General features: G+C 72.6%; 13 protein-coding genes. 10 read left to right on the top strand and 3 right to left on the bottom strand.

Annotated features, from left to right (window positions below):
• Positions 1-54: 54 nt before the first annotated feature.
• Positions 55-675, bottom strand: a complete 621-nt coding sequence (locus ACZ7N4_RS32170; protein WP_471365553.1) for a uridine kinase family protein — start codon at positions 673-675, stop codon at positions 55-57.
• Between the two features lie 281 nt (positions 676-956).
• Between ACZ7N4_RS32170 and ACZ7N4_RS32165 the strand changes: the two genes are divergently transcribed.
• From ACZ7N4_RS32165 to ACZ7N4_RS32145, 5 genes are all read left to right on the top strand, one after another.
• The gene (locus tag ACZ7N4_RS32165; protein WP_471365433.1) at positions 957-1,913 is read left to right on the top strand and encodes a hypothetical protein; all 957 of its coding nucleotides are present in this window, start codon (positions 957-959) and stop codon (positions 1,911-1,913) included.
• A gap of 41 nt (positions 1,914-1,954) precedes the next feature.
• Positions 1,955-3,493, top strand: coding sequence for an amino acid permease (locus tag ACZ7N4_RS32160; RefSeq protein WP_471365430.1), 1,539 nt, complete (start codon positions 1,955-1,957; stop codon positions 3,491-3,493).
• Between the two features lie 154 nt (positions 3,494-3,647).
• On the top strand, positions 3,648-5,012 hold the full coding sequence (locus ACZ7N4_RS32155) for a peptidase C39 family protein (protein ID WP_471365427.1): 1,365 nt from the start codon (positions 3,648-3,650) through the stop codon (positions 5,010-5,012).
• Between the two features lie 155 nt (positions 5,013-5,167).
• Positions 5,168-5,308 (top strand): SCO1431 family membrane protein, encoded by a 141-nt coding sequence (locus ACZ7N4_RS32150; RefSeq protein WP_471365424.1) that lies wholly within the window; start codon positions 5,168-5,170, stop codon positions 5,306-5,308.
• Positions 5,309-5,431: 123 nt separating this feature from the next.
• Positions 5,432-6,100: a TetR/AcrR family transcriptional regulator gene (locus ACZ7N4_RS32145; protein WP_471365421.1), complete on the top strand. Its 669-nt coding sequence runs from the start codon at positions 5,432-5,434 to the stop codon at positions 6,098-6,100.
• On the opposite strand, the gene ACZ7N4_RS32140 is transcribed toward ACZ7N4_RS32145, so the two are convergent.
• Positions 6,093-7,337 carry a glycoside hydrolase family 18 protein gene (locus ACZ7N4_RS32140; RefSeq protein WP_471365418.1) on the bottom strand — a complete coding sequence of 415 codons (1,245 nt, stop codon included), beginning with the start codon at positions 7,335-7,337 and terminating at the stop codon, positions 6,093-6,095. The genes ACZ7N4_RS32145 and ACZ7N4_RS32140 overlap by 8 nt on opposite strands.
• 400 nt (positions 7,338-7,737) lie before the next feature.
• Between ACZ7N4_RS32140 and ACZ7N4_RS32135 the strand changes: the two genes are divergently transcribed.
• The 3 genes from ACZ7N4_RS32135 (at position 7,738) to ACZ7N4_RS32125 (ending at position 11,468) form a co-directional block, all read left to right on the top strand.
• Positions 7,738-8,910: an acyl-CoA dehydrogenase gene (locus ACZ7N4_RS32135; protein ID WP_471365415.1), complete on the top strand. Its 1,173-nt coding sequence runs from the start codon at positions 7,738-7,740 to the stop codon at positions 8,908-8,910.
• Positions 8,911-9,252: 342 nt separating this feature from the next.
• Entirely contained in the window at positions 9,253-10,353 is a 1,101-nt protein-coding gene (locus ACZ7N4_RS32130) for an Rv3169 family protein (protein ID WP_471365412.1), read from the top strand.
• A gap of 17 nt (positions 10,354-10,370) precedes the next feature.
• Positions 10,371-11,468 (top strand): phosphotransferase family protein, encoded by a 1,098-nt coding sequence (locus ACZ7N4_RS32125; protein WP_471365409.1) that lies wholly within the window; start codon positions 10,371-10,373, stop codon positions 11,466-11,468.
• A gap of 6 nt (positions 11,469-11,474) precedes the next feature.
• Here the strand turns inward: ACZ7N4_RS32125 and ACZ7N4_RS32120 are convergent, their stop codons facing one another.
• Positions 11,475-11,909, bottom strand: a complete 435-nt coding sequence (locus ACZ7N4_RS32120) for a hypothetical protein (RefSeq protein WP_471365406.1) — start codon at positions 11,907-11,909, stop codon at positions 11,475-11,477.
• 234 nt (positions 11,910-12,143) lie between these two features.
• Between ACZ7N4_RS32120 and ACZ7N4_RS32115 the strand changes: the two genes are divergently transcribed.
• Together ACZ7N4_RS32115 and ACZ7N4_RS32110 are read left to right on the top strand one after the other, a co-directional pair.
• Positions 12,144-12,584 carry an Lrp/AsnC family transcriptional regulator gene (locus ACZ7N4_RS32115; RefSeq protein WP_391844817.1) on the top strand — a complete coding sequence of 147 codons (441 nt, stop codon included), beginning with the start codon at positions 12,144-12,146 and terminating at the stop codon, positions 12,582-12,584.
• A gap of 68 nt (positions 12,585-12,652) precedes the next feature.
• Complete coding sequence (locus ACZ7N4_RS32110; protein WP_471365403.1) at positions 12,653-14,269, top strand: amidohydrolase; 1,617 nt, start codon at positions 12,653-12,655, stop codon at positions 14,267-14,269.
• Positions 14,270-14,800: the final 531 nt, after the last annotated feature.

The following is a 14,800-nucleotide window of genomic DNA, read 5'->3' as shown; positions in this document are numbered from 1 at the left end:
GTCAAGCGAAGTTGGGGCACTCGGGGAACTTCCCCCACAAGGCCCTTCACACCTTCACCACATCGGGGCTGGTCCGTCACGCTGGGTCACGCCCCGCCCGGCGTCGGGAGTCGCCCCGGGTCCCGGCAGCACCTCGTACCCCTCCTGCCGCTGCAGCACCAGCAGATCGGCATGGGGGCGTGAGGGGTCGGCGGCGAAGTGCGCTTGCTCCGCCGCGACCCAGCCGTCCCAGAACGCGCGCTGCTCCGCTCCGTCCCGCCGCCGGCCGCGCGCCCAGGACTCCTGTCGGGGCAGCTCCATCCACAGCAGGCGGGCCAGATGCGGCCGCAGGGCCCGGCGGCCGGCGCCGACGCCCTCGATCAGGACGACGGGCGCGGGCGGCAGCGGGACCGGGCCGCCGAAGGTGCGGGCCCGCCAGTCGTACGGGGTGTAGTGCGCGTCCTCGCCGCGCGCCAGGGGCTCGATCACCTGGGTCATGAGCCGGTCGGTCCAGGCGAAGAGCTGCTCGTGGCTGGCGATGTCGTCGAGATGAAGCACCGGAGCCCCGCCCAGGGCCCGCGCCAGCCGCCCGGCGAAGGTCGACTTCCCGGAGCCGGCGTGCCCGTCGACGGCGATCAGCCGGACCGGTCCCAGGGAGGGAGGGAGCCCGTGCAGCCGGGCGGCGAGGTCGTGAATGGTCTTTCCCGGGGTGTGGTGCTGGGGGTGTGGTGTCGCGGGTGCGGTGTGACCGGTCGCGCTGGGGGGCGGGACTCGTGGTCCGGTGTGTGGTTTTTCCGTGAAACGGTCCCGCAGTAGTCACCTTTTGAACCACCGGCTGGCGGCCAGTCAATGGTACCGAATAAACATTCCGAATCCCCTGACCGATATGTCGAATTCGGCGTTCCAGGTGTGCCCCACGCTGAGTAAGGTGCCTCCTGCGCAACGTGATGCGTCGAACGGGGAGTAGGCAGGGGGACATGGCCGCGGAGTTATTCGACGGGCAGTACGTATGGCATCCGGCGGCCGACGACCGCGTGCTGGCGAGCGTGTGCGTCGACGTACGGGCCGGGCGCTATCGGTACGCCCACGAGGCGCTCGCCGAGACACGTTCCGACTTCGCCCTGCGCGCCCACCGCTCCCTGGTGCTCGCCTCCGAGGCGGCCGGCACCGACCTGGTGGAGCGCTGGCTCGCCGAGGAGCCCACGCCGGAGGCCGCGTTGATGTGGGCCCGGGTCGCCGTGCAGCGCGCACTGCGGGCCGCCGACGCCCACGACGACCGCGCCGAGGCGCTGGAGCGAATCGCGCTGACCGCGTGCGACCGGGCAGCCGAAGCGGCCCCCGCCGACCCCACCCCCTGGGTCGCCCGGCTCGCCATGGCCCGGCTGCACCGGCTGCGCGACCCCGCCCCGCAGGGCCTGCTCACCGCCCCGCCCGGCCCCTGGCGCCTGTTCGCGCACATCCTGTCCCTGGACCCCTGGCACCGCGAGGCACACCACCGCTTCCTGTCCTGCTTCTTCACGCGGTACGGCGGCTCGGTCACCGCGGCCTGGGACGTCGCCGCCTTCCTCAGCCAGCGGGCACCCGCCGACTCCGCCCTGCGGCTGCTGCCCCTGGCCGCCCTGGTGGAGAGCTACAACCCCACCCAGCTGCTCGCCGACCGGGTCTGGGAGCAGCCCCAGTGGCGCTCCACCGCGCTGGCGATCTACCAGAACTGGCTGCCCACGGTGGCCGGTTACCGCTTCACCCCGGTGCTCGACCTGGCCTACCTCGGACACGCGCTGGTCATGGGCCGGCGCGAGTTCGAGGCCCGGGCGGTCTTCACCGCGATGGGCCCGTACGCGTCCCGCATGCCCTGGAGCGCCTTCGGCGACCCCGCCGACCAGCTCTCCCGGGCCCGGCGCGCCTGCGGCCTGCCCGTCCCGGGACCCGCCTGACCCGCTCGTCCCCACCCCCCCGTCAAGAGAAAGGCCGATCTGTGTCGGAACGGATGTCGACCCCCCGGGCCCACGCCCGCGCGGCGGACTCCGTCGTGCTCGACGACGACGCCACCCTGCACGCGATGGGTTATCCGCGGAAACTGACCCGGCGCTTCCAGGCGTTCGACAACTTCGCGATCTCCTTCACCATCATCAATATCCTCTCGGGTATTTTCTCGTCCTTCGGATTCGGTATGAACGCGGGCGGCCCGCGCATTCTCGTGTTCGGCTGGATCGGTGTCTCGCTCATGGTGCTGCTCATCGGAGCGGCCATGGCGGAAGTCGCCTCCGCCTATCCGACGAGCGGTGCCCTGTATTTCTCCGCGGGTAAACTGGCCAAGCGGCACAAAGGCGCCTGGTCCTGGTTCACGGGCTGGCTGAACTTCGTGGGGCAGATCGGCGGGACCGCCGCCACCGGCTACGCCGCGGCCACCTTCATCCAGGTGTTCGTGCAGTTGCAGTGGCCGTCCTACCGGCCGACCGCCCACCAGACGGTCCTCATCACGGTTCTCGTCATCGCCCTGCAGGGACTCGCCAACACCTACACCGTGCAGCTCGTCGCCGTACTGAACCGCATTTCCGTGTGGTGGCTGCTGATCGGACTCGTCGTGATCGTGGGCGCACTCATAGTGATGCCCGATCATCACCAGTCCGCGTCCTTCGTGACGCATTTCGAGAACAACACCGGCTTCACGAGCGGACTTTACGGCGGCATGCTCGGCCTGCTGGTCACCAGCTGGACGTTCACCGGGTTCGACGGCAGCTTCCACATGTCGGAGGAAACGGTCCGCGCGACCGTCAGCGCACCGAAGGGGATCACCCGCGCCATCGGCTATTCGGCGGTCGCCGGCCTGGTGCTGATGCTGGCACTGGTCTACAGCATCGGAAACTACGCCGAGGTGGCCGGCGCCGCGGCGCCGCCCGTCCAGATCCTCATCGACGGCCTCGGCCTGCGCGTGGCCAAGGTGATGCTCCTCATCGTCATCGGCGCGATGCTCTTCTGCGGTCTGGCCAACCTCACCAGCAACACCCGGCAGATCTTCGCCTTCTCCCGGGACGGCGCCATGCCCGGCTCCCGCTGGTGGCACTCGGTCTCGCCGCGCACCCGTACGCCGGTGAAGGCGGTGTGGCTCGCGGTCGCCTGCTCGCTGGCGCTGGTCGTGCCGGGCTGGTGGTCGCACACGGCCTTCACCGCGATCGTCAGCGTCAACGTGGTCGGGCTCTTCCTGGCCTACGCCGTGCCGATCTTCCTCCGCCTGCGGCTCGGTGACGCGTTCCAGCCGGGGCCCTGGCACCTGGGCCGCTGGGGCAGGCCGATCGGCTGGCTGGCGGTGACCTGGATCCTGCTCAGCAGCGTCCTCTTCATGCTGCCGCAGGCCTCGCCGATCACCGTCGACTCCTTCAACTACGCGCCGATCGCCCTCGCCGTCGTCCTGCTGGTGGCCACGGTGTGGTGGTTCGCCACGGCCCGCCGCCGCTTCCAGGGGCCGGTGAGCTACGGACGCCCCGACGAGGTGGCCGCGATGGATCTCGTCTGACGTGCCTCCGGGCGCGGGCCCCCACCCCCGCCATTGGCCGAGACCAATATTCGTGCCGCGGCATGCGCCGAAGTGCTGGCAGCGGAATCCGGCCTGCTCCATAGTTACCGGACCGGACCAGCCCGCCTCGGACACCCTGGGGGTCATCGCGCCCATGAGCAGAGCCCAAGAGCCGTCCCGCAGAACCGTTCTGGCCGTGGCCGTCGCCGCGGCGGTCACCGGCACCGCGGCCCCCGCGGCCGCCGCCGCACCGCGCTCCGCCGCCGACGACCCCGGCCAGACACAGGCCCGCCCGATCGACTACCACGCCTGGACGACGTACCGCGACTGGCGCTGCGGCACCGCCCAGGGCACCCGGGCGGTGTCCGGACGGCGCCCCGGCATCCTGATCGGCGCCCCCGTCGGCCGTACCGACTACACGGACCCGCACACCGGCACCACCGCCACCTGGGAGTACGCCACCTGGACCGCCCCGGTCCACCGGCTCACCGTGCCCGCGACCGAGGTCGTCGCCTCCTGGAACGCGCACACCCCCGACGGCACCTGGCTCCAGGTCGAGCTGCGGGGCACGTACTCGGACGGCACCGACACACCCTGGTACGTGATGGGCCGCTGGGCGGCCGGCGACCAGGACATCAAGCGGACCTCGGTGGACGACCAGAGCGACGGCAGGAGCACGATCTGGACGGACACCTTCGCCATCGACGACGCGGGCACCGGCCTGCGCCTGGCGTCGTACCGGTTGCGCCTCACCCTCTACCGCCGGCCCGGCACGCGGCTCACCCCGACCGTCTGGCGGCTCGGCGCGATGGGCTCCGACATCCCCGACCGGTTCACCGTCCCGGCCTCCGCCCCCGGCCTCGCCCAGGAACTGGCCGTACCGCGCTACTCCCAGGAGATCCACAAGGGCCAGTACCCCGAGTACGACAACGGCGGCGAGGCCTGGTGCAGCCCCACCTCCTCGCAGATGATCATCGAGTACTGGGGCGGCCGGCTCACCCCCGAGCAGCTGTCCTGGGTGGACCCGTCCTACGCCGACCCGCAGGTGTGCCACGCGGCCCGCTCCACCTACGACCACCAGTACCAGGGCTGCGGCAACTGGCCCTTCAACGCCGCCTACGCGGCCACCTTCGCGGGCCTGCAGGGCGTGGTCACCCGGCTCGCCTCGCTCACCGACCTGGAGACGCTGATCGCGGCCGGCATCCCGGCCATAACGTCCCAGTCGTTCCTCAAGGACGAGCTGACGGGCGCCGGCTACGGCACCTCCGGCCACCTGATGACGGTCATCGGCTTCACCGCGGACGGGGACGTGATCGCCAACGACCCCGCCTCGCCGAGCGACGAGGCGGTGCGGCGCGTCTACAAGCGGCGCGAGTGGGAGAACATCTGGCTCAGGACCAAGCGGTACAACGCCTCCGGCAAGGTCGTCTCCGGCACCGGCGGGGTCTGCTACCTGTACTTCCCGGCGCACCCGACCCCGCACCAGCGCAAGGCGCTCGCGGCGGTGGGCGTGTACTGAGGCCGCCGGAAGCGTGCACCGCGGGCGTGTGACGGAGGTGTGCGGCGCGGACGCGTGTGACCAAGCTCATCGCCGCACGCGCCCGCGGGGGTGGCAAGGTGGAGGAACGGATGGGGGAGTCCGTTCCCGTAGGACCGATCTCTGCGAGTGACACCATGACCGCACACCCCGCCACCGCCCCCCGCGTCCGCACCGGCGGCCCCCGGGAAGACGGTCCGAAGATCGTCGAGCACGTCATGGGCTGGGTCCTCGTCGCGGTGCTGGCGATGCTCGTGACGCAGCTCGGACTGCTCTGAACCGACCGCTCAGGCAGCTCTCGACGACCGCTCGGACAGCTTCGAACCGACCGCTCACGCGCGAGGCTTGTTCTGACATACTGCGGACGTCCCGTCGCGCCTAGACCAGGGTCGATCTTGAACATGCCGCAGCAGCGTGCCGCCGCCCCGGTGCGGGGCACCGAGCGCTCCGTGGCGCGCCGCGCCGAACTCATCGCCATCGGGCGGAAGTTGTTCGCCGACACGTCCTACGACGCGCTGTCCATGGACGACATCGCCCGCCAGGCGCAGGTCGCCAAGGGGCTGATCTACTACTACTTCCGGTCCAAGCGCGGCTACTACCTGGCGATCGTCCAGGACTCCGTCGCCGACCTGGTCACCTCCGCCGCCGGCGGCCTCCATCTGCCCGCCGTGGACCGCGTGCACCGCACGATCGACGGCTACCTGCGCTACGCCGAACACCACCAGGCCGCCTACCGCACCATCGTCAGCGGCGGCGTCGGTTTCGACACCGAGGTGCACGCGATCCGGGACGGCGTGCGCGAGGCGATCGTCGCCACGATCGCCGAGGGCGCCTACGGCCGCGCCGACATCTCCCCGCTGGCCCGGATGGGCCTGCTGTCCTGGGTGTGCGGTGTGGAGGGCGCCACCCTGGACTGGATCGACCGTCCCCGCCTGTCCCGCGACACGATGCGCGAACTGCTGGTGAAGACGCTCGGCGGGGCCCTGCGCGCCATCGAGGAGCTGGACCCCGCCCACCCCGCCCCGGCGCCCGCCCGCCGGGACGGCCGACCCGGGGGAGCCGTCAGCTGATCGACTTGATCAGCTCACCGTTCGCGGTGTCGCCGCTCAGCTCCCAGAAGAAGGTGCCGCCCAGACCCTGCTGGTTCTTGTACGACATCTTGGTGGCGATGGTGGCCGGGGTGTCGTAACTCCACCAGTCGCTGCCGCACCTGGCGTAGGCGGTGCCGCCGACGGTGCCGTTCGCCGGACACTTGGCCTTGAGCACCTTGTAGTCCTCGATGCCCTGCTCGTACGTTCCGGCGGCCGGACCGGTGGCCGTACCGCCGGGGGCCGTCTGGGTGACGCCGGTCCAGCCGCGGCCGTAGAAGCCGATGCCGAGCAGCAGCTTGGCGGCCGGGATGCCGAGGCCCTTGAGCTTGGCGATGGTGGCCGAGGTGAAGTAGTCCGCCTTGGGGATGCCCGCGTAGGAGTTCAGCGGGGAGTGGGGGGCGGTCGGGCCGGTCGCGTCCCAGGCGCCGAAGTAGTCGTACGTCATCGGGTTGTACCAGTCGACGTACGGGGCGGCGCCCGCGTAGTCCGCCGCGTCGATCTTGCCGCCGCCGGTGGCGTCCGCGGTGATCGCGGCGGTCACCAGGTTCCCGGAGCCGAACTTCGAGCGCAGGGCGGACATGAGGTTCCTGAAGGCCTCCCGCCCGCTCGCGTCGCAGGTGTTGCCGCAGGCGTTCGGGTACTCCCAGTCGATGTCGATGCCGTCGAACAGGCCCGCCCACTTGGAGTTCTTCACCAGGTCGTAGCAGGACTGGGCGAAGGCGGCCGGGTTCTTCGCGGCCTCTCCGAAGCCCCCGGACCAGGTCCAGCCGCCGAAGGACCACAGGATCCTCAGGCCCGGGTGCTTCTTCTTCAGCTTCAGCAGCTGGTTGAAGTTGCCCCGCAGCGGCTGGTCCCAGGTGTCGGCGACGCCGTCGACGGACTCGGCGGCGGTGTAGGCCCGGTCGGTGGCGGCGTAGGCGTCGCCCATCGCGCACTTGCCGCCGGTGACGTTGCCGAACGCGTAGTTGATGTGGGTGAGCTTGTTGCCGGAGCCGGAGGTCTCGACGTTCTTCACGTAGTACTTGCGGTCGTAGGTGCCCCATTCGGTGAAGTAGCCGACGACCTTGGACCCGGCCGTCAGCCGCGGGGCGCCGGGCGCCGTCGCGCTTGCCGTTCCCGTGCCGGCCAGCAGTCCGGCGCCGAGGGCGGCGGTACAGGCGGCCGAGACGAGCGTGCGGACGCGGGAGTGGCGGCGAGGGCGGTGGGGAGTGTGCATCGGGTGTCTCCTCGTGGGGGGAGGGGATCGCGCGCCGATTGGCATGAACGCGGTAAAGCGTGGGTCATGCACAGTAGGAGGACTAGACCACCAGGGTCAATGGTTCGGACCAATATCGAGGCGAGGTGGAACCCCGGCGGCGACCCCGCCGGGGCCCCGGGGGAGGCCCGGGCCGCACCGCGCCGGGAGCCCTGGAGGAGGCCCGGACTGGACTCCTGAAGTAAGCGGTCGTTAACTGGTGACGGGAGGTCGCTGATCGGGCATACTCACTGCGCATGCCGCAGGTCAGCAGCTTCCGAGACCCGGGAGCGGGTGCCTGAGGCCCAGCGCAACGACCAGGCGGAGCCGCCCCCACCCCGGGCCGGACCGCCGGTGCCCGAACAGGGAGGAGCCCGACGCCATGTCCGACCGCGACCCGCAGCCGGTGGAGCGTCAACTGCCCACGGAAGAGGCGAGAGACCTGCTCGCCCTCGTCCGGGACATAGCCCAGCGCGAGATCGCGCCGAAGGCCGCGGAGGAGGAGGACGCGGGCCGCTTCCCACGCGAGATCTTCACCCTGCTCTCCGAGTCCGGCCTGCTGGGCCTGCCGTACTCCGTGGACTACGGCGGCGGGGAGCAGCCCTACGAGGTGTACCTCCAGGTCCTGGAGGAGCTGGCCACCGCCCGCCTCACCGTCGGCCTCGGCGTCAGCGTCCACACGCTCGCGTCCTACGCGCTCGCCTCCTACGGCACCAAGCAGCAGAAGGTCGAGCACCTGCCCGCCATGCTCGGCGGCGGCCTGCTCGGCGCGTACTGCCTGTCCGAACCGTCCTCCGGCTCCGACGCCGCCTCCCTGCGCACCAAGGCGGTCCGGGAGGGCGACGGCTGGGTGATCGACGGCACCAAGGCCTGGATCACCCACGGCGGGATCGCCGACTTCTACACCGTGATGGCCCGCACCGGCGAGGACGGCCCGCGCGGGATCACCGCCTTCCTCGTCCCCGGCGACACCCCCGGGGTGAGCGGCGCGGCGCCCGAGAAGAAGATGGGCATGAAGGGCTCGCCCACCGCGCAGGTGCACTTCGACGGCGTCCGCGTCCCGGACGACCGGCGCATCGGCGAGGAGGGCCAGGGCTTCTCGATCGCCCTCTCCGCGCTCGACTCCGGCCGGCTCGGCATCGCCGCCTGTGCCGTCGGCCTCGCCCAGGCCGCCCTGGACGAGGCGGTCCGCTACGCCACCCAGCGCCGCCAGTTCGGCCGGCCCATCGCCGACTTCCAGGGCCTGCGCTTCATGCTCGCCGACATGGCCACCCAGATCGAGGCGGGCCGCGCGCTCTACCTCGCCGCGGCCCGGCTGCGCGACGCCGGCCGGCCGTTCGCCAAGCAGGCCGCCATGGCCAAGCTGCACTGCACCGACACGGCGATGAAGGTCACCACGGACGCGGTGCAGATCCTCGGCGGCTACGGCTACACCGCCGACTTCCCGGCCGAGCGCTACATGCGCGAGGCCAAGGTCCTGCAGATCGTCGAGGGCACCAACCAGATCCAGCGGATGGTCATCGCCCGTCACCTGGCGGGGCCGGAAGGTCGCTGAACTGGCCCGTGCGGACCGTCGGGGCCGCCAGCCTGACCCATTCCGGGTCGTGGCGGCCCGGCAGGGTGCGGCCCCGGTCGGCCCAGGTCCGCATCAGGTCGCGGTAGATGGGCGGGTCCTGCGGCGCCGCCGGCGGAACCCATTCCGCCGGGCGCGGGACGAAGATGCGGCGCTGACGCCCGGTCGCCGAGTACGTGGGGGTCATACCCGGGCAACGCGGAGACGGCGGGACAGGTCACCCCCTGGCGGAATCGTGCGTCAGTCCACCCCCGTCCGGTCACCGCTCTGGCCACCTCCGGTCGGCTGACGTACCGTCAGCTGACCATCGTCCAGGGGGTGTCCGTGGCCGACGACCGTCCCGTACCGCTCGACGAGTACCCGGTGCACCAGGTGCCGCTCTCCATGAAGCATCTGGCCACCGGCGACCGGAACGCCTACGACCGCTGCATCTTCCACGTCTTCGACCACACCGGCCGCGCCCTGCTCATCCTCGGCCTCGGCGTCTACCCCAACCTGGGCGTGATCGACGCCTACGCCACCCTGCGCACCGGGGACAGCCTGCACGCCGTGCGCGCCTCGGACGCCCTCGGCGAGGACCGGATGCGGCTCGTCGTCGGCCCGCTGCGCATCGAGGTGCTGCGACCGCTCCAGCGCCTGCGCCTGGTCTGCACCGACCCGCGGCTGTCGTACGACCTCACCTGGACCGCCGCCTTCCCGGCCCTGTGGGAGCCGCACCACCTCCAGCGCCGGGGCGACCGGCTGACCCTGGAGGGCCGCCGCTTCGTCCAGGCCGGGCGGGTCACGGGCGTGATCCGGGCGGCCGGCACGGAGTTCGCCGTCTCGGCGGAGGGCTGGACCGGCACCCGGGACCGCAGCTGGGGCGTGCGCCCGGTCCCCGGCGAGGACGGCGGCCGGCTCGCCGCCGACCACCCCACCGAGGGCTTCCACTGGATCTGGTGCCCGGTCGTCTTCGAGGACCGCTTCCTGATGGTCATCACCCAGGAGGACGCCGACGGCTACCGCTCCCTGAACGACGCCACGCTCGTCCGCCCCGGCCACCGCGACCGCCAACTCGGCTGGCCACGGGCCGAGATCGGCTACCGCTCCGGCACCCGGCACCCCGAACGCGCCGTCATCCACCTCGGTGACCCGCGCAAGCCGGAGGAGCTGGAGGTGGAGATCCTGGCCTCCTCCCCGCTCGCGATCGGCGCGGGCTACCCGCCGGCCGACGACTGGCAGCACGGGACCTGGCAGGGCAGGGGCTGGGTGGACCGCCGCAGCTACGACCTGTCCGCGCCGCACCCGCGCGCCGCCTACGGCGTCACCGACCACTCCGCACGCTTCCGCATGGACGGCCGGACCGGGTACGGCGTCTTCGAGCACGGCTGTTTCGGCCGGCACGACCCGAGCGGCTTCACCGGCTTCGACTCCACCGCGCCGTAAGGAGGGTCCCCGTCGTCATGGCCTCGGCACCGCGTCCCCGCACCACCACCCGGGACCCCGGGGAACTGACCCGCCGCCTCACCACCTGGCTGGGCGCCCGCCTGCCCGGCGCCAAGGCGGCCGGTGTGACCGTCCCGGCCTCCAACGGCATGTCCAGCGAGACCCTGCTGTTCGAGATCGACCATCCGCGGCCGCCGGTCCGCTCCTGCGTGCTGCGACTGGCGGCCGACCCGTCGGCGTACACCGTCTTCCCGGAGTACGACATGGGCCGCCAGTACCGCACCCTGAGGCTCGTCGCCGAGCGCACGGACGTACCGGTGCCCCGGGTGCTGTGGCTGGAGGAGGACCCCGGCCCGCTCGGGGCGCCGTTCCTCGTCATGGCACGGGTGGCCGGGCGCGTGCCCCCGGACGTCATGCCGTACACCTACGAGGGCAACTGGCTGCACGCGGCGAGCGACGCCGAACGCGAGCACCTGGAAGCGGCCATGGTCGGGCTGCTGGCCCGGCTGCACGGCCAAGTGCCCGCGGCAAAAGCCGGGTTCCTCGACCTGCCGGGCCCCGGGGACGCGCTGCGCCGGCACGTGACGGCCCAACGCGCCTACTACGCCTGGGTGGTCGACGGGCTCGCCCGCTCGCCCCTCATCGAGGCCGCGTTCGACCGGCTGGAGCAGCTGTGGCCGCGCGACCCCGGTGAACCCGTCCTCACCTGGGGGGACGCACGCATCGGGAACGTCGTCCACGACGGCTTCGAGCCCGTCGCCGTACTGGACTGGGAGATGGCGGCGCTCGCCCCGCGCGAGGTGGACCTCGGCTGGACGATCTACCTGCACCGGTTCTTCCAGGACCTCGCGACCGGCTCCGGGCAGCGGGGCCTGCCGGACTTCCTGCGCCGCGACCGCGTCGAGGCCCGGTACGCGCGCCTGACCGGGCACACCCCGCGGGACATGGACTTCCACACCCTCTACGCCGCCCTGCGGCACGCGATCGTCATGCTGCGCATCGCCTACCGGCGGGTGTACTTCGGGGAGGCCGCCGTCCCGGCGGACCCGGACACGCTGATCCTGCACCACGACAGCCTGCGCGCCATGGTGCAGGGCACGTACGGGGTGGAGTGAGCCGGCTCAGGCGGCCTGGCGGCGCATCACCGGCACGCGCATCGGGCGCGAGCCCGGGCCGCCGACGTGCGAGAAGGGCTGCGTCCGCCAGTCGAGACCCTGGGGGAGCGTCAACAGCAGGGCGGTGTCCTGCTCCTGCGGCTCGACGGACTCGTCCGCCGGGCGGGCGTCGGCCGCCGCACGGCCCGTACCCGCGCACACCGTGAGCCCGAACGGGTTCCACGGCGAGGCGCACAGCGCGTGCTCCGGCAGGACCTCCTCGTCCGCCAGCAGCGCGATGGGCTGCGCGCAGTCCGGGCAGATCACCCGGTACATCTCGAAGGTGTCGTAGGCGTCCGTTTCCTCGTCGAAGGTGTCGGGTTCGACGCCCTCCGGCTCGGGCTCGGCGACCTGCTGCCGGTGCGCGGACGCGGAACGACCAGGGCGATGGGCACTCTGCATGGGTTTCTCCCCCTAAGGCTGGGCCGTGAAGGCACTGCGGCCTCGACCACAGCAAGCACTTCCCGTCCGGTCTCGGCGGTAATCACGAGAACATCACGGAGCCCGCCGGAGGCGTGTGGCGTTCATCACACGTCGTGCGTGGGTGCCCGTCCCGGTGCATTTTCCACGGAACAGGGAATGACCTGCGCCTCTCAGGTATCCGTGGAGATCAAGCGCACTGTAGGTTGAGGCGCCATGGAGGAGCTGGACCGTCAGATCGTGCAGCTGCTCGTCAAGGACGGGCGGATGAGCTACACAGACCTGGGCAAGGCCACGGGCCTGTCCACGTCGGCCGTGCACCAGCGGGTGCGCCGGCTCGAACAGCGTGGCGTCATCCGCGGCTACGCCGCGGTGGTCGACCCCGAGGCCGTCGGGCTGCCGCTGACCGCGTTCATCTCGGTGAAACCGTTCGATCCCAGCGCCCCCGACGACATCGCGGACCGGCTTGCCGGCGTCCCCGAGATCGAGGCCTGCCACAGCGTGGCCGGCGACGAGAACTACATCCTCAAGGTGCGCGTCTCCACCCCGCACGAGCTGGAGGAGCTCCTGGCCCGGCTGCGCTCGCTGGCCGGGGTGTCGACGCGGACCACGGTGGTCCTCTCGACCCCGTACGAGGCCCGGCCGCCGAGGATCTGACGGCGCCCGGGCGCCGTGCGGGTGCCCCGGGTGCGCTCCGGATCGGCGGGGGCGGGAAACTGTCGGCTATGAGCAACCGCACCGCCGAGCCCCCCAAGACCGTCCTGCTCCGCCGCGGCGAGGTGCACAGCCCCGCCGACCCCTTCGCCACCGCGATGGTGGTGGAGCGCGGCCACGTCGCGTGGGTCGGCAGCGAGGGGGCCGCCGATGCCTTCGCCGACGGCGTGGACGAGGTGGTCGACCTCGACGGCGCCCTGGTCACCCCGGCCTTCACCGACGCCCATGTGCACACCACCGCCACCGGTCTCGCCCTGACCGGCCTCGACCTGTCCGGCGCGCCCTCCCTGGAGGCGGCCCTCGCCCGGATCCGCGAGTTCGCCGCGGCCCGCCCCGGTGACCGGGTGCTGCTGGGCCACGGCTGGGACGCCGCCCGCTGGCCCGGCGGCCGGCCGCCGGGCCGCGCGGAGCTCGACGAGGCCACCGGCGGACGTCCCCTGTACCTGTCCCGCATCGACGTGCACTCGGCGGTCGTCAGCACCGCCCTGCTGGACCTGGTCGCCGCCGACGTGCCCCGCGAGGACGCCCCGCTCACCAAGGACGCCCACCACGCCGTCCGCGCGGCCGCCCTCGCCGCCGTCACCCCCGCCCAGCGCGAGGAGGCCCAGCGCGCCGCGCTGGCGCACGCCGCCTCCCTCGGCATCGGCACCGTGCACGAGTGCGGCGGCCCGCAGATCTCCGCCGAGGACGACTTCACCGGCCTGCTGCGGCTCGCCGCCGAGCTGCCGGGCCCCCGCGTGGTCGGCTACTGGGCCGAGCGGGGCGAGGAAGGGGTGGCCAGGGCCCGCGAGCTGGGCGCGGCCGGCGCCGCGGGCGACCTGTTCGCCGACGGCGCCCTGGGCTCGCACACCGCCTGCCTGCACGAGCCGTACGCCGACGCCGGGCACACCGGCACCGCCTACCTCGACGCCGACGCCGTCGCCGCCCACGTGGTGGCCTGCACCGAGGCGGGCCTCCAGGCCGGCTTCCACGCCATCGGCGACGCCGCCGTGGCCGCCGTGGTCGAGGGCGTGCGCGCCGCCGCCGAGAAGGTGGGCCTCGCCCGGATCCGCGCCGCCCGGCACCGCGTCGAACACGCCGAGATGCTCACCCCCGACACCATCGCCGGTTTCGCCGAGCTGGGCCTGATCGCCTCCGTCCAGCCCGCCTTCGACGCGCTGTGGGGCGGCGAGGACGGCATGTACGCCCGGCGCCTGGGCCCCGGACGGGCCCGCACCCTCAACCCCTACGCCGCGCTGCTGCGTGCCGGTGTCCCGCTCGCCTTCGGCTCCGACAGTCCGGTCACCCCGCTCGACCCTTGGGGCACGGTCCGCGCCGCCGCCTTCCACCGGACGCCCGAGCACCGGGTCTCCGTCCGCGCCGCGTTCACCGCGCACACCCGCGGCGGCTGGCGGGCCGTCGGCCGCGACGACGCGGGCGTCCTGGTGCCGGGCGCACCCGCCGACTACGCCGTCTGGCGGACCGACGAGCTGGTCGTCCAGACCCCGGACGACCGGGTCGCCCGGTGGTCCACCGACCCGCGCTCCGGCACCCCCGGCCTGCCCGACCTCACCCCCGGCCGTGACCTGCCGGTCTGCCTGCGCACCGTGGTGGGCGGACGGACGGTGTTCGTACGGCCGGGCGAGTGATCTCCCGGGGTGGCGCACCGGCCGCCGGCCGCCGGGGCATCGCCGCCCGACCTGCGCATCCTCCGCGCCGACCGGGGCGCCGGAGCCGTCAGCCCTGGTCGGACGGGGGTTTGACAGTCTCCGGCCGGGGGCCGGTAGGTTCTTGCGAGTCCACCACCGGACGTCCGACCGGGGGACGTTCAGCCGACTCGTCGCGGCGCCGCTGGGTCAGGGACGGTGTGCCGCACCGGGGCACCGCCACTGGGAGCCAGGCTCAGCGCCCGCGCCGACGAGGGGACGTCCAGGCTGGTCGGCCAGGTGTGACCCGGGTGGGGCCCGGGCGCTCAGTAGACAACGGCTTTCGGTCGATCCGCAGCCAGCGGGTCCCAGGTCGGCCCGAAGGGCGCCGGGCCCCCATCCGCAGCGGTACCAAGGTGCCTAGGCGACCGGAACGATCCCGCAGGCTGCCGGAGCACGTCCGCAGGCGGCCGGAAAGTGCCGGGAGGCGGCCGGAAGGCGCCGAAAAGCAACCCTCTTACCCCGCTCTTGGGG

The sequence above is a fragment of the Streptomyces sp. NPDC107654 genome (genome assembly GCF_055639035.1).
Note: the sequence above shows the minus strand (reverse complement) of the source record. Positions and strands in the feature narration are given on the sequence as shown.

What these genes read in the sequence shown, in the direction of transcription:
- ACZ7N4_RS32140 (WP_471365418.1), bottom strand. Translation starts at nt 7,337, where the DNA reads ATGCACACTCCCCACCGCCCTCGCCGCCACTCCCGCGTCCGCACGCTC.
- ACZ7N4_RS32135 (WP_471365415.1), top strand. Translation starts at nt 7,738, where the DNA reads ATGTCCGACCGCGACCCGCAGCCGGTGGAGCGTCAACTGCCCACGGAA.
- ACZ7N4_RS32165 (WP_471365433.1), top strand. Translation starts at nt 957, where the DNA reads ATGGCCGCGGAGTTATTCGACGGGCAGTACGTATGGCATCCGGCGGCC.
- ACZ7N4_RS32120 (WP_471365406.1), bottom strand. Translation starts at nt 11,909, where the DNA reads ATGCAGAGTGCCCATCGCCCTGGTCGTTCCGCGTCCGCGCACCGGCAG.
- ACZ7N4_RS32150 (WP_471365424.1), top strand. Translation starts at nt 5,168, where the DNA reads ATGACCGCACACCCCGCCACCGCCCCCCGCGTCCGCACCGGCGGCCCC.
- ACZ7N4_RS32110 (WP_471365403.1), top strand. Translation starts at nt 12,653, where the DNA reads ATGAGCAACCGCACCGCCGAGCCCCCCAAGACCGTCCTGCTCCGCCGC.
- ACZ7N4_RS32155 (WP_471365427.1), top strand. Translation starts at nt 3,648, where the DNA reads ATGAGCAGAGCCCAAGAGCCGTCCCGCAGAACCGTTCTGGCCGTGGCC.
- ACZ7N4_RS32145 (WP_471365421.1), top strand. Translation starts at nt 5,432, where the DNA reads ATGCCGCAGCAGCGTGCCGCCGCCCCGGTGCGGGGCACCGAGCGCTCC.
- ACZ7N4_RS32115 (WP_391844817.1), top strand. Translation starts at nt 12,144, where the DNA reads ATGGAGGAGCTGGACCGTCAGATCGTGCAGCTGCTCGTCAAGGACGGG.
- ACZ7N4_RS32125 (WP_471365409.1), top strand. Translation starts at nt 10,371, where the DNA reads ATGGCCTCGGCACCGCGTCCCCGCACCACCACCCGGGACCCCGGGGAA.